The 18,063-nt window shown below is 38.4% G+C and carries 16 protein-coding genes; 12 read left to right on the top strand and 4 right to left on the bottom strand.

The features are described from left to right. Window positions 1-304 precede the first annotated feature (304 nt). From ABJE44_RS03435 to ABJE44_RS03450, 4 genes are all read left to right on the top strand, one after another. Window positions 305-847, top strand: coding sequence for a hypothetical protein (locus ABJE44_RS03435; protein WP_348112582.1), 543 nt, complete (start codon window positions 305-307; stop codon window positions 845-847). A gap of 115 nt (window positions 848-962) precedes the next feature. Continuing rightward, entirely contained in the window at window positions 963-1,220 is a 258-nt protein-coding gene (locus ABJE44_RS03440; RefSeq protein ID WP_348112583.1) for a hypothetical protein, read from the top strand. A gap of 228 nt (window positions 1,221-1,448) precedes the next feature. Continuing rightward, window positions 1,449-2,276: an alpha/beta hydrolase-fold protein gene (locus ABJE44_RS03445; RefSeq protein ID WP_348112584.1), complete on the top strand. Its 828-nt coding sequence runs from the start codon at window positions 1,449-1,451 to the stop codon at window positions 2,274-2,276. A 104-nt stretch (window positions 2,277-2,380) separates the two neighbouring features. Continuing rightward, a complete protein-coding gene (locus ABJE44_RS03450) occupies window positions 2,381-2,650 on the top strand; it encodes a hypothetical protein (protein WP_348112585.1) in 270 nt (89 codons plus the stop codon). 62 nt (window positions 2,651-2,712) lie between these two features. Here ABJE44_RS03450 and ABJE44_RS03455 read toward each other — a convergent pair whose 3' ends face one another. Further along, window positions 2,713-5,409 carry an ATP-binding protein gene (locus tag ABJE44_RS03455; RefSeq protein ID WP_348112586.1) on the bottom strand — a complete coding sequence of 899 codons (2,697 nt, stop codon included), beginning with the start codon at window positions 5,407-5,409 and terminating at the stop codon, window positions 2,713-2,715. Between the two features lie 21 nt (window positions 5,410-5,430). After that, window positions 5,431-6,723, bottom strand: a complete 1,293-nt coding sequence (locus tag ABJE44_RS03460; RefSeq protein WP_348112587.1) for an extracellular solute-binding protein — start codon at window positions 6,721-6,723, stop codon at window positions 5,431-5,433. 542 nt (window positions 6,724-7,265) lie between these two features. On the opposite strand from ABJE44_RS03460, the gene ABJE44_RS03465 reads away from it, so the two are divergent. The 4 genes from ABJE44_RS03465 (at window position 7,266) to ABJE44_RS03480 (ending at window position 10,603) form a co-directional block, all read left to right on the top strand. Then, entirely contained in the window at window positions 7,266-8,189 is a 924-nt protein-coding gene (locus tag ABJE44_RS03465; RefSeq protein WP_348112589.1) for a PEP-CTERM sorting domain-containing protein, read from the top strand. An 81-nt stretch (window positions 8,190-8,270) separates the two neighbouring features. Next, entirely contained in the window at window positions 8,271-9,152 is an 882-nt protein-coding gene (locus ABJE44_RS03470) for an alpha/beta hydrolase-fold protein (protein ID WP_348112590.1), read from the top strand. A 35-nt stretch (window positions 9,153-9,187) separates the two neighbouring features. Beyond that, the gene (locus ABJE44_RS03475) at window positions 9,188-9,766 is read left to right on the top strand and encodes a 3'-5' exonuclease (RefSeq protein WP_348112591.1); all 579 of its coding nucleotides are present in this window, start codon (window positions 9,188-9,190) and stop codon (window positions 9,764-9,766) included. Between the two features lie 216 nt (window positions 9,767-9,982). Next, a complete protein-coding gene (locus ABJE44_RS03480; protein ID WP_348112593.1) occupies window positions 9,983-10,603 on the top strand; it encodes a MarC family protein in 621 nt (206 codons plus the stop codon). A gap of 19 nt (window positions 10,604-10,622) precedes the next feature. On the opposite strand, the gene ABJE44_RS03485 is transcribed toward ABJE44_RS03480, so the two are convergent. Continuing rightward, entirely contained in the window at window positions 10,623-11,171 is a 549-nt protein-coding gene (locus ABJE44_RS03485; protein ID WP_348112594.1) for a chalcone isomerase family protein, read from the bottom strand. A 238-nt stretch (window positions 11,172-11,409) separates the two neighbouring features. Then, window positions 11,410-12,183, bottom strand: a complete 774-nt coding sequence (locus ABJE44_RS03490; RefSeq protein ID WP_348112595.1) for an outer membrane protein assembly factor BamD — start codon at window positions 12,181-12,183, stop codon at window positions 11,410-11,412. 172 nt (window positions 12,184-12,355) lie between these two features. Here ABJE44_RS03490 and rluD point away from each other — a divergent pair, with 172 nt between their 5' ends. From rluD to pssA, 4 genes are all read left to right on the top strand, one after another. Then, window positions 12,356-13,339, top strand: coding sequence for a 23S rRNA pseudouridine(1911/1915/1917) synthase RluD (rluD, locus tag ABJE44_RS03495; RefSeq protein ID WP_348112596.1), 984 nt, complete (start codon window positions 12,356-12,358; stop codon window positions 13,337-13,339). A gap of 2 nt (window positions 13,340-13,341) precedes the next feature. Further along, entirely contained in the window at window positions 13,342-14,094 is a 753-nt protein-coding gene (gene pgeF, locus ABJE44_RS03500; RefSeq protein ID WP_348112597.1) for a peptidoglycan editing factor PgeF, read from the top strand. Window positions 14,095-14,236: 142 nt separating this feature from the next. Then, the gene (gene clpB / locus ABJE44_RS03505; RefSeq protein ID WP_348112598.1) at window positions 14,237-16,807 is read left to right on the top strand and encodes an ATP-dependent chaperone ClpB; all 2,571 of its coding nucleotides are present in this window, start codon (window positions 14,237-14,239) and stop codon (window positions 16,805-16,807) included. Between the two features lie 180 nt (window positions 16,808-16,987). After that, complete coding sequence (gene pssA, locus ABJE44_RS03510; RefSeq protein ID WP_348112599.1) at window positions 16,988-17,767, top strand: CDP-diacylglycerol--serine O-phosphatidyltransferase; 780 nt, start codon at window positions 16,988-16,990, stop codon at window positions 17,765-17,767. The last annotated feature ends 296 nt before the right edge of the window (window positions 17,768-18,063 follow it).

Consider the following 18,063-nt stretch of genomic DNA (forward strand, 5'->3'; position numbering starts at 1 on the left):
TCTCGCTTTGTTTTTCCAAAAAATGCTAAGTTATTAATTTAATTATGGAAAATATTTTGCTCATGGTTTTTAATAGGAAGCAGAAAAGTCGCGTTAAAGTCGAGTCTCCTTTTGCTTTTGCAACTCTTTGTGGTTTTGATAGCATGAAAGTTAAAAATATTTAATAAAATCAAAAGGTAAGAACTGGAAATGACGGGAATAAAAATCAAATCGAGAAGTTACATATACGACATGCTCGATAATAAGCGTTAGGCACTCATTCGAAATTGATCGGATATAAAAATTAAAAAATGGAGAAGTAATAATGTTTAAAAAATTATGTTTGGTATCACTAGTACTTGTAGGGGCTTCTGGTTGTTCTACTTATTCAGTCAATCGCTATGCTGTTTCTGTGGACAATATTTCATCAATTAAGAGTATGGCTAACTCTAAGATTAACGTTGGTGATTTTAATGCCGTAGGGGAAAGTAAAACAAGTATTATGTGTCGGGGAGTTGGCCCGATAAAAACACCGGATGGTAACTCATTTGAAGGCTTTATTCGTAAAGCCTTTATCGACGAGCTTAAAATGGCTGAAGCCTTCGATGCCGATGCTCCTGTAACTCTAACTGGAACGCTGGACTCTATTGATTTCTCATCTGCATCTGGAAGTTGGGATATAGCGATGACAGTAAACTCATCCAATGGAAAGTCTTTAACTGTTTCAGAAAGTTACTCATTTACAAGTAGTTTTTATGGTGAAACCGCGTGCAATCAAACAGCACAAGCTTTGATGCCCGCAGTTCAAAACCTGATTGGAAAAATTGTTCAGAATGAGAACTTTTTAAAACTAGTAGAAGGTGCCTAACAAAACGCTATTGTCGCTCACTTCGTGAGCTGGGACACATACACGGGGCCGCTTCGCGATTATAGCCCCGTGTATGCGCCCCAAAGCTAAGCGTTAGCTACTTAAGGATATATAAATGGAGTTTATCAATCCTATTCAATTGGTAATCTTAGTTGTAATCATTGCTTTATTGATTGCACAAAAGGTTGCGATTAATAAAGGCATGTTAGTGGAAGCCCATTACTCGGCAAATCAAAGGTTGTCTATTGCAATTTTCATTGCGGTCATTCCTTCTGTTTGGGGGATTGTGACCAATCAGTATTTTATTGTTGTTTTAGGTGTTGTAATCGGTGTCATCTGTTACCAAATAAAATCATGGTACAAACTCAAGTAGGAGCAGCAAACAAAAACATCATGGTGGGAATTAAATACTGGTTGTTACGAAAATTTGCAGCTTACAAGCCTTTGATTTATCGCTTTATATATATCTTTGTGTTTGGCTAATTCTTTGCCATTTTTCTGATTTGAAATGCTATAGGGGGATTTTTACAAGGTATTCCATTGCTAAAGTATAAAAGTAATCATAATCTAGCCTTCCTAAATAGCTCTATAAAAGATAACCATGAAGATGATAAAAACAACTGTAATATTCATTGTTTTACTAGTTTGTCATCAGGTTTTAGCTGATGATGCAAATAAAGACGTTGAGGTTACTGCGCTGTCGATTGGGGAGAGAGTGGTACTTCAGTCTGAGGTTTTGAATGAAAATAGAGTGATAAATGTTTATCTGCCCCAAGGATATTCCAAAGCTTTAGCAAAAGATTACCCTGTTATCTATTTATTAGATGGCTCTATTGAAGAAGATTTTATTCATATTGCAGGGCTGGTTCAGTTTGGTTCTTTTTCTTGGGTCGAAATGCTCCCTGAGTCAATTGTTGTAGGTATTTCTAATGTTGATAGAAGACGGGATTTTACGTTTCCTACAGGTAATGAGAGGGATAAGAAAGATTTCCCGACTACTGGACATTCGCAAAGCTTTATTCGTTTTATTGAAACAGAGCTGCAACCATACATAGACGCAAAATATAGAACAACTTCAACCAAAACCTTGATAGGTCAGTCCCTTGGTGGGCTGTTGGCAACCGAAATATTGTTTAAAAAACCAGACTTATTTGATAACTACATTATTACTAGCCCAAGTTTATGGTGGGATGACGAGTCTTTATTAAAGTACACGCCAGCTTTATATACTTCCAAAAAGTATGTGTTTATCGCTGTTGGTAAAGAGGGCGAAGAGATAGAGAGAACAGCTAGAGAGTTGTATGACAAACTGAAGGTTTTAGAGAATGAAAACACTCACCTTTATTTTGAGTATTTAAAAAAGCAAGATCATGGTGATGCCCTGCATTTAGCAGTGTACAGTGCTTTTGAAAAAATATTTATGCAGTAGTGCTAAGGTTAATTACCTTGTTTTTTCATCCGCCGTTTATAGGGGGAAATTGTGTAGCTGCGCTGTTGTCTTATGATCTACATTAATGATGAGTAAGGGGTAAAATGACAAATTGTAACGTTAAGTTATGTGTATTGGCTGGGGGCATGTTTGTGGGGGCTATTAGTGCATCACCCACTTCAAACGAGTTTATACCTTGTAAAAAGCTGGCTGTGGCCAAACTAGAGTACTGCTTAAATGGCGATAATAATGATTGTTGGGCTAAGTCAAAGGGCAGTTATGAGTCTTGTCATAAAGCAATAATTGAAAAGCATGGCGTTAAAAATAAGCAAATAGAGAAAGCAAAAAATAAAAGTGACACTCATAAAGGATAGATGAGTTGTCTAATCGGTGCTGTGGCAATAGCTAGCCTAAAATTAACGGCTTTAGAGCATTGTTAAGAGGCTTTGAAGTCTAGCCATTGGGCTAACGTTTTGGCTAACACGTCTCGTTTTAAGGGTTTAGTGATATATTGGCTCATTCCTGACTCGTTAGCTTTTTCATAATCTTGCTGCATGGCGTTTGCAGATAAACCACATATTGGTAGTGTGGTGAAGCCTATTTCTCGTAACAATTTTGTTGCAGTATAGCCGTCCATTACCGGCATTTGTATGTCCATTAAAATAACGTCGTAGTAAGGAGAGTTTGTTATTTTTGTTACGGCTTGTTGGCCGTCTTCTGCTATGTCGTAGCTAACTCCCAATGATTTTAGCATTTCACCCGCTACTGCTTGATTTATGCTGTTATCTTCAACTAACAACACATGACCTTTTAGTTTATGCTCTATTACTTGGCTCTGGGCTGATAATAGAGTTTCTGCTGATGCAGAAATTCCTTGGAGTTCATCAATAAATATACTGAATTCTCGCGGTGTAAATGGATGAGATAATGTAGGGGTATGCCACGTTTTTATCAGCTCTGATGCGAGTTGTTGAGGTTGTGTGTCTGTAATAAATCCAAACTTAATGGTTTTGTCTTTGCAATATTGAAGTGCCGGCTCTAAAGCGTTCAGATGCTCTTTACTTTTCGCATCAAAAATTGCGATGGCCTGGTTATTTGGTTCAGCAAAAGATTGTTCTTGAATGGATCTTAATGTTTTGATGTGAAAGCTTTCTGTGACCGCACCTAAATATTCTCGGTTTACTAAGTGAGATTCTGGCACATAATAAATATGGTTTGACGAGGGCGGTGTTTGACTCAAAATGCTTGCTTGTCCTTTAAAAGCTCTAAGTTTGAGCTGCAAAGTAAAGATACTCCCCTCATTTTTAGTTGATGTGACAGTAATTTTGCCATTCATTAAGTTAATTAACTGCTTAACAATGGCTAAACCAAGTCCTGTTCCACCAAATTCTCGGCTTGTTGTTCCGTCAGCTTGGGTAAAGGGATGGAATATCTTTTCAAGCTGCGTGTCTGTCATGCCAATACCTGTATCTTTTACCTCTGCATGTAAAGTGAATGCTCCTGCTTTACCGCTACTTTCGCCCCAAAATCTAATGAATACGGTGCCGTTTCGAGTAAATTTTATGGCATTACTGCAGAGGTTTAACATGATTTGGCAAATACGCTGGGGGTCGCCAACCAATTTCTTAGGTAGGCTTGGGTCGGCAAATAGGCGGACATTCAAGTTTTTTTCTCGCGCTCGCATACCAGTGCTAGCGAGTATGTTGTTAAACAGAGAGTCTAACGAAAAATCGGTTTGTTCTATATCGAGCTTACCAGCTTCTATTTTAGAAAAGTCTAAAATGTCATTGATCACTGTCATCAACAGCTGACTAGAGTTACTTACTTTAATTAAAAACTCTCGAAGTCTATCAGACATGTTCTCGCTTAGACCAAGTTCCACTAGACCAATAATGCCATTCATCGGAGTACGAATTTCGTGACTCATATTGGCCAAAAAAACACTTTTTGACTGAGTGGCTTTTTCGGCAATCACCTTTGCACTAGCGAGCTCTCGATTTAATTGCTCTTGTCGTTCAATTAGGTGTTGTGACTCCGTTAATAATTCCGTAGTACGCAGATTATTTTCACGAAATACATCTGCTGCCTTAGCGAGCTTTCCTATATCGTCTTTTCGATTTAAACCTGGTATGGAGTCTATTTTTTTATCTCTAATTAGTCGTTCAAATACATCTGTAATGGCATTGATAGGAACAATGACTCTTATGCCCAAAAATAGAGCGGCTCCCACGGCGAATATAATGCCAAAGAGCGAAGTAATATCGTTGCGAATTTTCGTTTGTTCAATATTACTGATTATCACTGTATTGGTTTGCTCAGATAAAAGTGCGACGTTTTCACTTAACTGGCCAGTTAAATAAAGAAACTCATTAGCTGAGCCTGTCATAACCACATTTACTAGATATAAGTAACCTCGCGTAACTTGTGTTAATTGGAGAAAGTTTTGTTCTATTTCTATTAGTGAGTCATCGAGTGTAGGGAGTTGTTCCGACATCACTGGATACTGTCTTAGAATCTCTCTGATCTTTTCAATTTGGGATTCAAATTGTTCAATATGCGCTAGGTCTGGACTCAATATGTAGTTAAACGCATCATTTTCAGCTTGCGCTAAGTGAAACCCCATTAGAGCGGTGGGAAGTGATTGTATGTTGTCCACTGCATCTCGTTTTTCTAATGTGGCGACTAGTGAGTCAATTTCTATTAGTAAGCCACTTTCAAACAAGGCTTCGCGGCGTGTTCTACCTTTTATTACGTCATTAAAATTGTCGGAGTAGTCGAATAAATGTTGGCGCATTCTGCTAAGCAGTTTTAACCCGTATTCTTCATCCATTTCTGGTAATACGGAGTGCTCTAAAATCTGTAGTTTTTCTTCAATGTTTGTTATTAAACGGCTAAAGCGAATCGCCGCTGACTGGCTGGCGGAGTCTTTGTAGATTAATACATTACGTTGTAAATTGGCGACATCACGCTCTAGCTCGCGAACTGTGTTTACATCAAGTAATGATTGCTGTGATAGGTTGAGGCCTTTAAATAAAGTTTCTTGGTTACTGCGAGTAGTAAAAATTTGTAAAACTAATAGAAAAATTAGAATCGATAATACGGCACCAACCTGCACCTTAAGTGATGAAAACATAACACTCCTTAATATTTGCAACTATGAGCTTATGAACTCATACCATTTTTGCAAGCTGTATTCATAAGTGGGCATGACGGTATTCCATACCGCTACGTTACTAAAGCGCTTTTCATAGCTACCGCCAGTACGAATGTCACCCTGTAATACAGCTATCTTACCGTCTGTACCAAGAAGAGATGAAGATGCCGGCTTGCCATCATACCAATAACCCCACTCAGCTTCTGTTAAAAGAGGTTTTGAGCGTTGAGGGTTTGATATGTAATAGCCTTGTCTGGCAATAAATGCTCCCGGCCAGCCTGATAACCACCAGTTCATATACTCATATGCCACGTCTTTGACTTTGCCAGTAGTGGCTGCTGATAAACACATCACACCGTGCCAGCCGCGATAGCCCTCTTTGGGTGCTGCAAAGGTCACTGGAATATTTTGACTATTGAGCTGAGTCACTGCAGGAGAGAACATACTTTCTATTACAACGCGATCTGTACGCATAAATTCTACAGATTCAGGTACTGATGTCCAAAAACCACTAAAGTGGCCCTTGGATTTTAAGTTATTTAATACCTTAAATAAGGCATCTAATTCTACTTTTGTTATTGCGCCAATATTGGTAAAGGTGACTAAACCATTTGCTTGTGCTGCTAGGGCCAAGTCAAATAACCCAATGCTAGGTGCGTTTACTACACCGACTTTTCCTGAGTATTTCTCATCCAATAACCACCCCCAACTTTCTGTTTGGTAGGGAATTCCTTTATCTATTACTTTTGTATTATAGCCAAAAGAATCAACGTTGTGTACATAAGGCAAAAAGCTGATGTGGTCAGTGTGCTCAGTGCCTAACTTACCATTAGGCTGAACGTGAAGTATTTTATATGGGGCATCTCCTGCTCCATAATTAGCCTTGGGGGTGACTTTACCGGTTTTGGTTAATGGATTGATTTCGTCCCAGTACTTCAAGCGCTTTTTATCTATACTTTGGATGGCTCTAGAGCGCCATAAAACATTGATACTGTTTGACCATTGTTCATATAAATCAAAGCTTTGAGGCGATATAGCCGCTTTTTGTAGAACAGATGCACTACCTCTGGGCTCAAAAGAAATATTGATCCCCAAGTCACTCATGGCTTGTTGTCTTAATTCTTCTTGCAGGGTTACATGGGTACCTAATACTCTTAGGGTAGGGGTGTTTTTTGCAAAAACGTAAGGGGCTTTAACTATTGCGCCTGCGGAAATACTAGATTTTAGTATTGTCTTTAGCGTTTTACGGCGATTGATATCGATAATTTCAGGGCTTTTATTGGTAATGTTCATAAACTCTCCTTGTTAACCTCAACTATAAATATCATTTTATTTTTAACAATTAATCTTTAGTCGTAGTAGCTAAACTTATATTCATTATTTTTAAGGATAGTCAATTTTAGATATTTTATTCATCGGTATACATTATGGATTTAGCTTTTTTGAGTGAAGATAAACGGTGTTAAAATGTGGGAAATGAGCATAACCGTCGCAAGCGCACGTTCAGAAATAATTGTTTGTATAGAAATTCATTAATATGGTTTAGCTAATCTAAAGCCATTGAGCGCAATGCCTATAGTGGTAAAAATAGATATTTTGAAGGTGTCTCTCATAAGGTGTAGAGGTTAGGTTAAAGACACTATGGTAACTAAGAATAACTGCACTTGTACTTGTGATCATTCATTTTCAGATGCCAATCTAAATTTTCAAAAGTATAAAATTGTAGATATCTAAATTACTTGAGCTCTGCGTTAGGGGGATACTACAACTAGTTAGGTTGTCATCATCTAGCTGGCCCGTTATTCTGTAACAATAAGATATTCACAGAGCAAATTATGAATCTAGTTTTTCCCCCTATGTTTGGCTTAGTGCTTGTATTGAGTAGTTTTGTTACTGCCGCAGAAACCAGTGTGTTGTTTATCGGTAATAGCTTTACCTATGGTTATGGCTCATCTGTTAAACACTACCGCACTGACTCTGTAACTGATTTAAACAATGAAAAGGTGGGAGGGGTTCCCGCACTTTTTAAATCATTCACTAAGCAAGCAGGCTTTGATTACGATGTTTATGTTGAAACTAGAGGTGGTAGTGATCTGAGTTTCCATGTGCAAAATAAGCTACAGGTAATCGATAAAAAGCCTTGGGATAAGGTGGTAATGCATGGATATAGTACGTTAGACCGTACAATTCCTGGTGACCCAACGAGGTTTGTTGAAGCGACTAAAAAAATGTCTACGTTTTTAGAAAAGCTAAACCCTAAAGTTGAGGTTTTTCTTACCGCTACTTGGTCGCGGGCTGATTTAATTTATTTAGCTGAGCGTCCTTGGTCTGGAACGCCTGTTGATAAAATGGCCTTAGATATTCGCGCTGGCTACGATAAAGCCGCGGCAACATCAGCTGTTATTAAAGGGGTGAACGCTGTAGGAGAAGCTTGGGTAAAAGCTATAACCTTAGGTGTCGCTGATGCTAACCCTTATGATGGGGTTGAGTTTGGCAAGGTTAATCTGTGGACTTGGGATCATTACCATGGCAGCAATTATGGTTATTATTTACATGCGCTTGTAGTTTTTGGAAACTTGACCGGTGTTGACCCTCGCTCACTAGGAGCAAATGAATGCTCAGGCTATGAACTTGGTATGTCAAAACGTGAAATCAGCATGTTACAGCAGGCGGCTTTTGAGCAGTTATCGGCAGAGCGCCAAATGAGTGGTTCTCCGTTAATCAGTCCAAACTCAGTTTGGCCCAAAAGCTGCGTTTAACCTTAGTAAGTTTGCACCCTACGCCATCGCTTTTGGGCATTAGTAAATGTTAATATATTGATAATACTGGGAGGCTGGTAGGTGCAGGTTTCAAAAAAAATGATTACAACTCTGGTTATTGCTGTTGCATTTTTAACTTTAATTTTGTTGCTTTTTAAAAGGTATGTTGAAGATTACACTTCTGATTTTATCGATTTCACAATCTACTCCTCTGTTTTAGATGAAAATAGAAAGCTATTTATCCGCCTACCAAACAATTATGATGAGAAAAAGCGCTATCCCTTGATCATTAAATCAGACGGTAATTTCAATTTAAGTCGTTGGGATGAGGTAATTTCAGAGTTATCACAACAAGGGAGTGTGAATGATTCTATTCTTATTGCTATACCAAATCTTTTTTTGAGTGATTCAAGAAACCGAGACCTTGTCCCTCCTTATGCACGAAAAGATGTAACAATCGAGGCTCGTCCTGCAAGCGATAATTCTCCATTAATATTTGGCAAAGGGGATTTATTTTTAAGATTTATAGAAACTGAACTCATACCTTATATCGAAGATAATTATTCGATTAATAACAATAGGATATTGAGTGGTTTTTCAGCAGGGGGGAGTTTTGTTTTATATGCGTTAGTGTCTAAACCAGAGTTGTTTAGTGGATATTTTTCCTTTAGTCCTGCCGCTTGGTACGATAACTCTGTTGTAGTTGATGAATTTAAGAAGGGACTCAATGGAGTGAAAGAAAAGCCACTATATTTATATTTAAGTTTGGGAGGCGACGAAAACGCAATTATTAGTGGTTCGTTTAAAGGCTTATTATCCGCAATTGAATCTAATGCACCAGCCAGTTTATATACTGAGTATAGCTATAGTAAAGGTGCTAACCATGAACTGAATCCATATATTTCAGTCCCTAAAGCGCTAAAAGGCTACTATAGGTTTCGAGCTACCAATGCTGCTCCTTAGTGAAAAAATGTTAGAAATATTTATAGGATTTAAAATTGCAGCGCCCTTCTAAAGAGCAAATAAATAACTTACCTCTGTATGCTGGCCTTAAGTTATCTGATATCAATATTATAGAAACTGAATTGGATGCAAGTCATGCAATAAAAGTCTTAGAGAGGGAATCTAGTATAGGCTTTGATACTGAAAGCAAACCTATATTCAAATCTGGGCAATCTAGCTCGGGACCCACTTTGATTCAACTTGCCACAGAATCTAAAGGGTTTTTATTTCCAGTTAGATTTTCGGCTGCTCTATCTGCTGCAGGCGTTATATTGTGTCATCAAAATATTCAAAAGGTAGGGTTTGGCCTTAAAGGCGACAATAAGGCACTATGTAAGCTTAATATAAATCTTGCTAATACCTTAGATTTGTCTCTTGAGTTAAAACGTTTAACTGGCGATAAAGACCCAATTGGCGCTCGGGCGGCGGTTGCTATGGTACTTTACAAACGATTAGGAAAAGGCGCTCAGCGCTCAAATTGGGGGCAATATCCATTGCGGCAACATCAAATTTTATACACCGCCAATGACGCCCATTGTGCCATTTGTATCAAAAAAAGTTTGGTCAGCTATTAAGCTGTGTTTGTATTTTTAAGCATAGCTGAGCATTTTATAAGACCATGACGGTTTTCTTGAGCTTTAAAATCATTTAAGCCGCTATTTAGCAAAGTTTGTATTGTGTGTTCAAGTGATTATCCCCATCTTTGATATATTGTTTTATCTAAAGCTTGAGTATTTCTTATTTAAGATGTTCGACTAAGTTTGGTTTTTAACCTTTTATATGGAGTAGTAATGATTGATTATTTAGCGGTTTTTATCGTGTTTTTTGCGGTAATTGACCCTATAGGTACCTTACCTGTATTTATTGCAGTGACTGATAAATATGAGCCTAAGATAAGGCGTAGAGTTGCTTTACTCGCAACCATAGTGGCTGCTTGCGTATTGTTATTTTTTATGGGAATAGGTGAGGTTATTTTAAATGTATTATCTATACCATTGCCTGCGTTTCAAATATCAGGGGGCATAGTTTTATTCCTGTTTGCCCTTAATATGATATTTGGTGATAGTAAGCCCGAAGAAGAAATAAAATTATTAGAGAACTCCCATAGAGAAACGGCTATTTTTCCTTTAGCCGTGCCATCAATTGCTAGCCCGGGTGCAATGTTAGCCGCAATTCTGTTAACCAAAAATGCGGTATATACTTTATGGGAGCAGGCGCAGACTGCTTTAGTTATGCTGTCGGTTTTACTGTTAACTTATATTTTAATGTTGCTTTCTGGAATTATCGCAAAAGTGATTGGTAGCAGTGGGGCAAGTGTTATAAGCCGAGTGATGGGGTTAATACTTTCCTCTATCGCTACCACTAATATTTTAGTGGGATTTCAGGATTATTATACGTTAATCCAATCATAGTTTGCCTTTATAAGATTACCTAGTTATCTGACTTTCCTAGAAGTTTATTACGGACTTTTGGGTAGCTAGCGTTTTCGTCTAACCATATTCTTAAAAAGTGTTCTCCAAACTTTTTATCAGAAATTTCGCCTATAGAGGTATTGTTTAAGTAAAACTCACTGGTTTTTTCTTGGTTAACAATTAGTAACAGAGTATCCCCTTTATTTATATCCGGAAATAGAGCTGTTAGCGCACCAAGCCATTCTTCAATTTGCTCTGCAGGTACGCCTAATTTTAGCCATTCTTCCTTAGTATGTTTTACCAAATCTTTACCGCTTATATCACGTAGGTAAGTTATTTTTAATGCCTGTGGGAATTCATCAGCTGCATATATTCCATTTTGACTGTACAAGCTTGAATTGTATATGTCCCAGAAAAAGACCGTCAGTTTTGCTTCACCAACTTGAGTTAAATTGGTTAAAGGGTTACTTAAAGCGTGTGGTGAATAAAGTAATATCAGAAAAGTAAGTGAGTGATAAAAACTCACCCTATGACGATTATAGCTGATTCTATATTTTAAATGGGTCATTGATACTCAGAATAAAATAACTAATGTCTTTAAGTACGTTTAGTCTGATGAAATAGTTTACTGGATACTGGTTTTTTAACTTGCATGGAGATTGGAGTATTAACGTATTTTTATGTTTGAAATGGCTTACTACAAGTTAGTTTGCTTATTGCATTGAAGGCTAGCAACTAGATAGTGATTTATTTTTGCACATAAAAAAACGCGCTTAATGCGCGTTTTTATAATGTCAGTTTATTCGTTAACTAATAAAGCTACTGTCAGGGTAATTTAACTTAAGGGTTTTCATGACATTATTCTTTAACTTATCCAATTTAAGTTGGTCATAACATTCAACCATTATCTCTAACGCTTCACGGACGTGTTGAGTATCTGGGTAATGTTCAATCACGTATTTTCCACGATTAGCCGCTGCTACATAAGCATCACGACGCATGTAGTAACGCGCGATGGCTATTTCGTATTTAGCTAAACGACTTTTAATATGTAACATACGCTTCTGTGCGTCTGCGGCATATTTACTATTTGGAAACTTTTCTATTAAACGTCTGAAATCGTTAAATGCTTGACGAGAACTACTTGGGTCTCTATCTGACCTGTCAATTCCTGCTAAATCTTGGAATAAGTTGTTATCTACTTCCATATTAGCTAAACCACGCATATAAAAAGCGTAATCCACATCCGAATGATTGGGGTTGAGTCGAGTGAAGCGATCTATGGCAGCTAACGCTTCGTCAATTCGTCCAGTTTTGTAATATCCGTATATCAAATCTAGTTGTACTTGATGAGATAGTGGCCCAAATGGAAAGCGTGAATCCAAGGCTTTAAGGGTTTCTGTTGCTGCATTAAAGTTGCCCAAGATCATTTTTTCTTTTGCTTCTTGATACAAACTTTGTGCACTTCGATTTTTAAGTACCAAATCGATGTCTTCGTCTTCTGGCACTGAAGAACAGGCCACCAACATCATTAAGGTACTGGTTATTAGTATATTTCTTACATTGACTTTACTGATCATATTGCTCTTTTTGCTCATATTTGACTATTCGATTGGTGATGTTTGATTCATTGAGGACAAAAATCCGTTAGAATAGTAGTTTACCTAATCGATAACTGCAGCGCATTCTACCCCACCAAATTGGGCTATGCACACATAAATCGTTACGAAACACTTTCAGGATGTTTAATGCATGTCTACCTCACATGAAAAAATACAACTTCAGGCCCAAGTGCCTGATAATTTATTTGGTAAACGCTTAGATCAAGCTTTGGCCGAAATGTTCCCCGATTATTCAAGATCTCGTATAAAAGAATGGATTTTGGGTGATAAAGTCACCGTAGATGGTGAAATCTCTAATAAACCAAGAGAAAAGTTGGTTGGCGAAGAGCAAATAGAGATTGATGTAGAGCTTGAAGTACAAGTTCAACATCTTGCTCAGCCTATCGATTTGAATATAGTTTATGAAGATGATGATATTTTAGTTATTAATAAACCCACAGATCTAGTTGTACATCCTGGAGCAGGAAATTCCGATGGTACAATTTTAAATGCCTTGTTAAGCCATGTTCCCGGAATTGAGAATGTGCCAAGGGCTGGAATTGTGCATCGCTTAGACAAAGATACAACAGGTTTAATGGTGGTGGCTAAAACTATCCCTGCACAAACTCATTTAGTAGAACAACTGCAAGCGCGAGAAATCAGCCGAGAATATGAAGCTGTAGTGATTGGTACTATGGTGGCTGGCGGAACTATTGATGAACCAATTGGTAGGCATCCAACCAAACGTACCAATATGGCAGTACGAGAGTCTGGTAAACCTGCCATGACACATTATCGAGTTAAAGAGAAGTTCAGAGCGCATACTTACCTTAGATTAAAGTTAGAATCTGGCAGAACTCACCAAATACGTGTGCATATGTCCCACCTAAGATATCCATTGGTTGGTGACCAAGCATATGGCGGCCGCCCTAGACCACCTAAAGCGTGTAACCAAAATATGGTGGATATGTTAAGAGGCTTTAGACGCCAAGCTCTGCATGCTGTGCAATTAGAGTTAACTCACCCAATTACAGGTGAGTGGATGTCGTGGAAAGCTCCTTTACCCGATGATTTCGTTGACTTGTTACAAGTATTGCGTGAGGACAAGGCTGAACATGGAAGTGGAGAGGTTTAGGTTTGTCACTGCCTTTATTTATTTATCCTGATTGGCCTGCGCCTAAAAATATAAAGGCGTACGTCAGTACTAGAGTAGGAGGGTTTAGCCAACCTCCATTCAATAGTTTTAATGTGGCGAAACATGTTAATGATGATGAGTTAATAGTCGATAAAAATCGTGATTTGCTACCAAATCACGAAAACATCACTTGGTTGATGCAAACTCACAGTACAACTTGTGTCAATTTAGATAGTCCGCAGCCAACAACTATAGAAGCTGATGCCAGTTTTAGCCGTAACAAAGATCAAGTATGTGGGGTAATGACTGCAGATTGTTTACCTCTTTTGTTTTGTGATATCAAAGGAGAGGTTGTAGCTGCGGTACATGCTGGTTGGCGAGGTTTAGCTGCTGGCATTATTGAAAATTCTATCGCTGCGATGAAGGTTAACCCAGCAAATATCATGGCATGGTTAGGCCCCGCTATAAGTCAAGCTAACTTTGAAGTAGGTGAGGACGTTAAAGAAGCTTTTCTTCAATATCCCCAAGCATTTATCCCAAGCCATGCTAATGGTAAATATTTATTAGATTTATATCTGGTAGCAAAACAAAAACTCGCCAACTATGGCATTGATAAAGTGTACGGTGGGAATTTTTGTACATATAGACAAAGTGACTTGTTTTTTTCCCACCGCCGTGCGACTCATGAACTTGATATGACTGATAAAATGCCTGTCACTACAGGAAGAATGGTCAGTGCGGTTTACATTGAATAAACATTATTTTCCAGTGTATTTAGTGAATTGATCTACATCAAATTTTAATTAATCTGGATAGCCAAATTATCAAACACCACTTGATTAGCCAATAAATTGTACCCATTAATACTTCATGTAAAGTAGAGGTGGAGTACCTTTTATGCAATTAGATAGTTTTACAAGTAAATTCCAAGCGGCACTTTCTGAAGCTCAATCTTTAGCTCTCGGTCGCGACCATCAATATATTGAACCAGTACATTTAATGACATCTTTGTTAAATCAGCAAGGAGGTTCTGTTCGTCCATTACTTGACCAAGCTGGTATGAATGTTAATAGCTTACGTTCAGCATTAGCAGAGGCGGTTGAAAGGTTACCGAGAGTTCAAGGCTCCGGGGGGGACGTACAACTGAGTAAAAGTAGTGTCATTCTCTTAAATTTAAGTGACAAAATTTCTCAAAAAAGAAAAGACGAATATATTACTTCTGAAGTGTTTGTTTTAGCGGCTTTACAAGATAAAGGAGCCTTGGGAGAAATCTTAAAACAATCTGGTGCTAATGAGAAAAGTATTGAAGAAAGTATTGAAAAGATACGTGGTGGCCAAAAAGTGACAGACCCCAATGCGGAGGATGTGCGTCAGGCTTTAGAAAAATTTACAACTGATTTAACTGAACGAGCAGAGCAGGGCAAGCTTGATCCGGTTATAGGTCGGGATGATGAAATACGCCGTACTATTCAAGTTTTACAGCGCCGAACCAAAAATAATCCGGTTCTAATTGGTGAGCCAGGTGTGGGTAAAACTGCAATAGCGGAAGGCTTAGCTCAACGTATTATTAATGGTGAAGTGCCTGAAGGTTTAAAAAACAAACGTGTATTGTCTCTGGATATGGGAGCCTTAATAGCAGGGGCAAAATTTCGCGGTGAGTTTGAGGAACGTTTAAAGGCAGTATTGAGTGAATTAAGTAAAGAAGAAGGCCGAGTGATCCTCTTTATCGATGAGCTTCATACTATGGTTGGAGCTGGTAAAGGTGAAGGTGCCATGGATGCAGGGAACATGCTTAAACCAGCGTTGGCAAGAGGAGAGTTACATTGTGTTGGTGCGACTACATTAAATGAGTATCGTCAATTTATAGAAAAAGACGCGGCATTAGAACGCAGGTTTCAAAAAGTATTAGTCGATGAACCTAGTGTGGAAGATACAATTGCAATACTTAGAGGTCTAAAAGAGCGCTATGAATTGCACCACTCTGTGGAAATTACCGACCCCGCGATTGTAGCAGCAGCAACTTTGTCACACCGCTATATTAGTGACAGGCAACTGCCAGATAAAGCCATTGATTTGATTGATGAAGCCGCTTCCAGTATCCGATTACAAATGGACTCTAAGCCCGAAGATATGGATAAGTTAGAACGACGAATTATTCAACTCAAACTTGAAGAGCAAGCCTTAGCAAAAGAGAAAGATGAAGTTAGTCACAAACGATTAGAGCTCATCGAATTAGAGCGAGAGCAAGCAGAGCACAAGTTTTCAGAGTTTGAAAAAGTATGGCTTACTGAAAAGCAAGCGGTTCAAGGTACCCAAAATATTCGTTCTGAATTAGAACAAGCAAAATTAGACCTAGAGATTGCCAGAAGAGCCTCAGACTTAAGCCGTATGTCTGAATTACAATATGGCAGAATTCCAGAGTTAGAAGCAAAGTTGGAGTTGGCTACTGAATCAGAAACAGAAGAAACTACCTTACTTAAAAATAAGGTTTCTGATAATGAAATAGCAGATGTTTTATCTCGCTGGACCGGCATACCAGTCTCAAAAATGTTGGAAGGTGAAAAAGCTAAACTCTTATCCATGGAAGATGCACTTAAAGAAAGTGTAGTTGGGCAACAAGAAGCGGTTGAGGCGGTATCAAATGCAATTAGACGTTCTAGAGCTGGTCTGTCAGACCCCAATAAACCTATAGGATCATTTTTGTTTTTGGGACCAACAGGCGTGGGTAAAACTGAACTTTGTAAAACGTTAGCTGGGTTTTTATTTGATACTCAAGATGCCATGGTACGCATTGATATGTCAGAGTTTATGGAAAAACACTCTGTATCTCGTTTGGTTGGTGCCCCTCCTGGATATGTTGGTTATGAAGAAGGTGGCTATTTAACTGAGGCGGTGAGGCGTAAACCCTACTCTGTTATTTTATTAGACGAAGTAGAAAAAGCACATCCTGATGTTTTTAATATTTTACTACAAGTATTAGATGATGGTCGTTTGACTGATGGGCAGGGTAGAACCGTCGACTTTAAGAATACTGTTATTATTATGACCTCTAATTTGGGCTCAGATATTATTCAAGAAGTTAGTGCTGAGAAAAACTACCAGCAGATGAAGGACTTGGTAATGGGGGTCGTTGGTGAACATTTTAGACCTGAGTTTATAAACAGAGTAGATGATACTGTCGTATTCCATCCGCTAGGCAAAGAGCAGATAAAGTCTATTGCTAAGATCCAACTTCGGGCACTTAGAGATCGCTTAGCCGATAAAGGTTATAAACTAGAGCTTAGTTTATCTGCTCTCGATAAATTAGCTGAAGCCGGGTTTGATCCAGTGTTTGGAGCTAGGCCATTAAAAAGAGCGATTCAGCTTGAAATTGAAAATCCATTAGCTCAGAAAATATTAGCTGGAGACTTGGGCCGTGATGGAGTTGTTAAAGTGGATTGTGAAGAAGAAAAGTTAATAATTAGTTAGCATTTCCTTTTCTAAATTGGTGATTCTTGAACTCAAGGTCAGTATTATACTGGCCTTTCTTTATTAAAAGGGATGCGTAGGTTTTAGCTTGTAGACAATGAGCTGTATACTAGGGCGCGGTAAACGCGATAAACTAAAATATTATATAATCTGTAACCATATAAGGGTGAGACAAAAACAATGCCAGATCAAAAGCGTAGAGGTATATACCTTTTACCTAATCTGCTAACAACTGCAGGGCTATTTTCAGGTTTTTTTGCAGTGGTATCTTCAATGAATGGTCGCTTTGAAGCGGCGGCAGTAGCAATTTTTGTAGCCATGATATTTGATGGGCTAGATGGGCGAGTGGCACGCATTACCAATACTCAGAGTGAGTTCGGAGCTGAATACGACTCTATGGCTGATATGGTTTCTTTTGGTGTTGCACCTGCTTTGGTTGCCTATAACTGGGGTTTGTCAGGCTTAGGGAAAATAGGATGGCTCGCGGCATTTATTTATGTTGCCGGTGCAGCTCTTAGATTAGCTCGGTTTAATACTCAAATCGGCATTGCAGATAGCCGCTTCTTTCAAGGGCTAGCAAGTCCTGCTGCGGCTGCCCTGGTTGCTGGACTTATATGGGTTGGTGTTGAGTATGATATTAATGGCCAAGACTACGGAGTTATAGTTGCATTGGTAACAGGCCTGTCAGGCTTGTTAATGGTAAGCAATTTCAAATACAACTCTTTTAAAGATATAAATTTGCACGGTAAGGTTCCGTTTGTTGTGCTTCTTCTCATATTGTTAGTCTTTGTCGTGGTTGCAACAGAGCCTGCTTTAGTACTATTTATAGTATTTCTTTTATATGCGCTAGCTGGACCTATCAATACATTTAGAATGGTAGACAAGGTTAGATTAGAAGATGTTGTGGGTGACGCAGAAGAAACTAATGTAGATTGTGACCAAAAAGATAAGCCTGATTAGCTTTCAATTACCCTAAAAAGGTAAATGCCTAAAGGCAAAGGTTTAAAATACTAAGCATTCATATTTCATGGGTGCTTTTTTTTTGTAATTTGAACTGTTATTACTACTTAAGTCATGCATATCGAATAAAAAACAAGCGGTTGAAATAAAAAATCAAATAAAGTGTTGCATAGGAATGTGTTGTCTCTATAATGCGCCCTCGCTTCAAGGCAGACCGGTTGAAACAACACGGGGCAGCGGCAACGAAGTCAATGTAGTTGACGAGTTGCATATACTTAAGAAGTATATTTGAAGCG

The organism is Paraglaciecola sp. (assembly GCF_039942875.1).
In the GTDB taxonomy this organism is placed as follows: domain Bacteria; phylum Pseudomonadota; class Gammaproteobacteria; order Enterobacterales; family Alteromonadaceae; genus Paraglaciecola.

Bases quoted from the DNA above. Each gene is read 5' to 3' on its own strand.
- clpB (WP_348112598.1), top strand. From the start codon at position 14,237: ATGCAATTAGATAGTTTTACAAGTAAATTCCAAGCGGCACTTTCTGAA.
- ABJE44_RS03465 (WP_348112589.1), top strand. From the start codon at position 7,266: ATGAATCTAGTTTTTCCCCCTATGTTTGGCTTAGTGCTTGTATTGAGT.
- ABJE44_RS03460 (WP_348112587.1), bottom strand. From the start codon at position 6,723: ATGAACATTACCAATAAAAGCCCTGAAATTATCGATATCAATCGCCGT.
- rluD (WP_348112596.1), top strand. From the start codon at position 12,356: ATGTCTACCTCACATGAAAAAATACAACTTCAGGCCCAAGTGCCTGAT.
- ABJE44_RS03490 (WP_348112595.1), bottom strand. From the start codon at position 12,183: ATGATCAGTAAAGTCAATGTAAGAAATATACTAATAACCAGTACCTTA.
- ABJE44_RS03480 (WP_348112593.1), top strand. From the start codon at position 9,983: ATGATTGATTATTTAGCGGTTTTTATCGTGTTTTTTGCGGTAATTGAC.
- ABJE44_RS03445 (WP_348112584.1), top strand. From the start codon at position 1,449: ATGAAGATGATAAAAACAACTGTAATATTCATTGTTTTACTAGTTTGT.
- ABJE44_RS03450 (WP_348112585.1), top strand. From the start codon at position 2,381: ATGACAAATTGTAACGTTAAGTTATGTGTATTGGCTGGGGGCATGTTT.
- ABJE44_RS03440 (WP_348112583.1), top strand. From the start codon at position 963: ATGGAGTTTATCAATCCTATTCAATTGGTAATCTTAGTTGTAATCATT.
- ABJE44_RS03435 (WP_348112582.1), top strand. From the start codon at position 305: ATGTTTAAAAAATTATGTTTGGTATCACTAGTACTTGTAGGGGCTTCT.
- ABJE44_RS03485 (WP_348112594.1), bottom strand. From the start codon at position 11,171: ATGACCCATTTAAAATATAGAATCAGCTATAATCGTCATAGGGTGAGT.
- pssA (WP_348112599.1), top strand. From the start codon at position 16,988: ATGCCAGATCAAAAGCGTAGAGGTATATACCTTTTACCTAATCTGCTA.
- ABJE44_RS03455 (WP_348112586.1), bottom strand. From the start codon at position 5,409: ATGTTTTCATCACTTAAGGTGCAGGTTGGTGCCGTATTATCGATTCTA.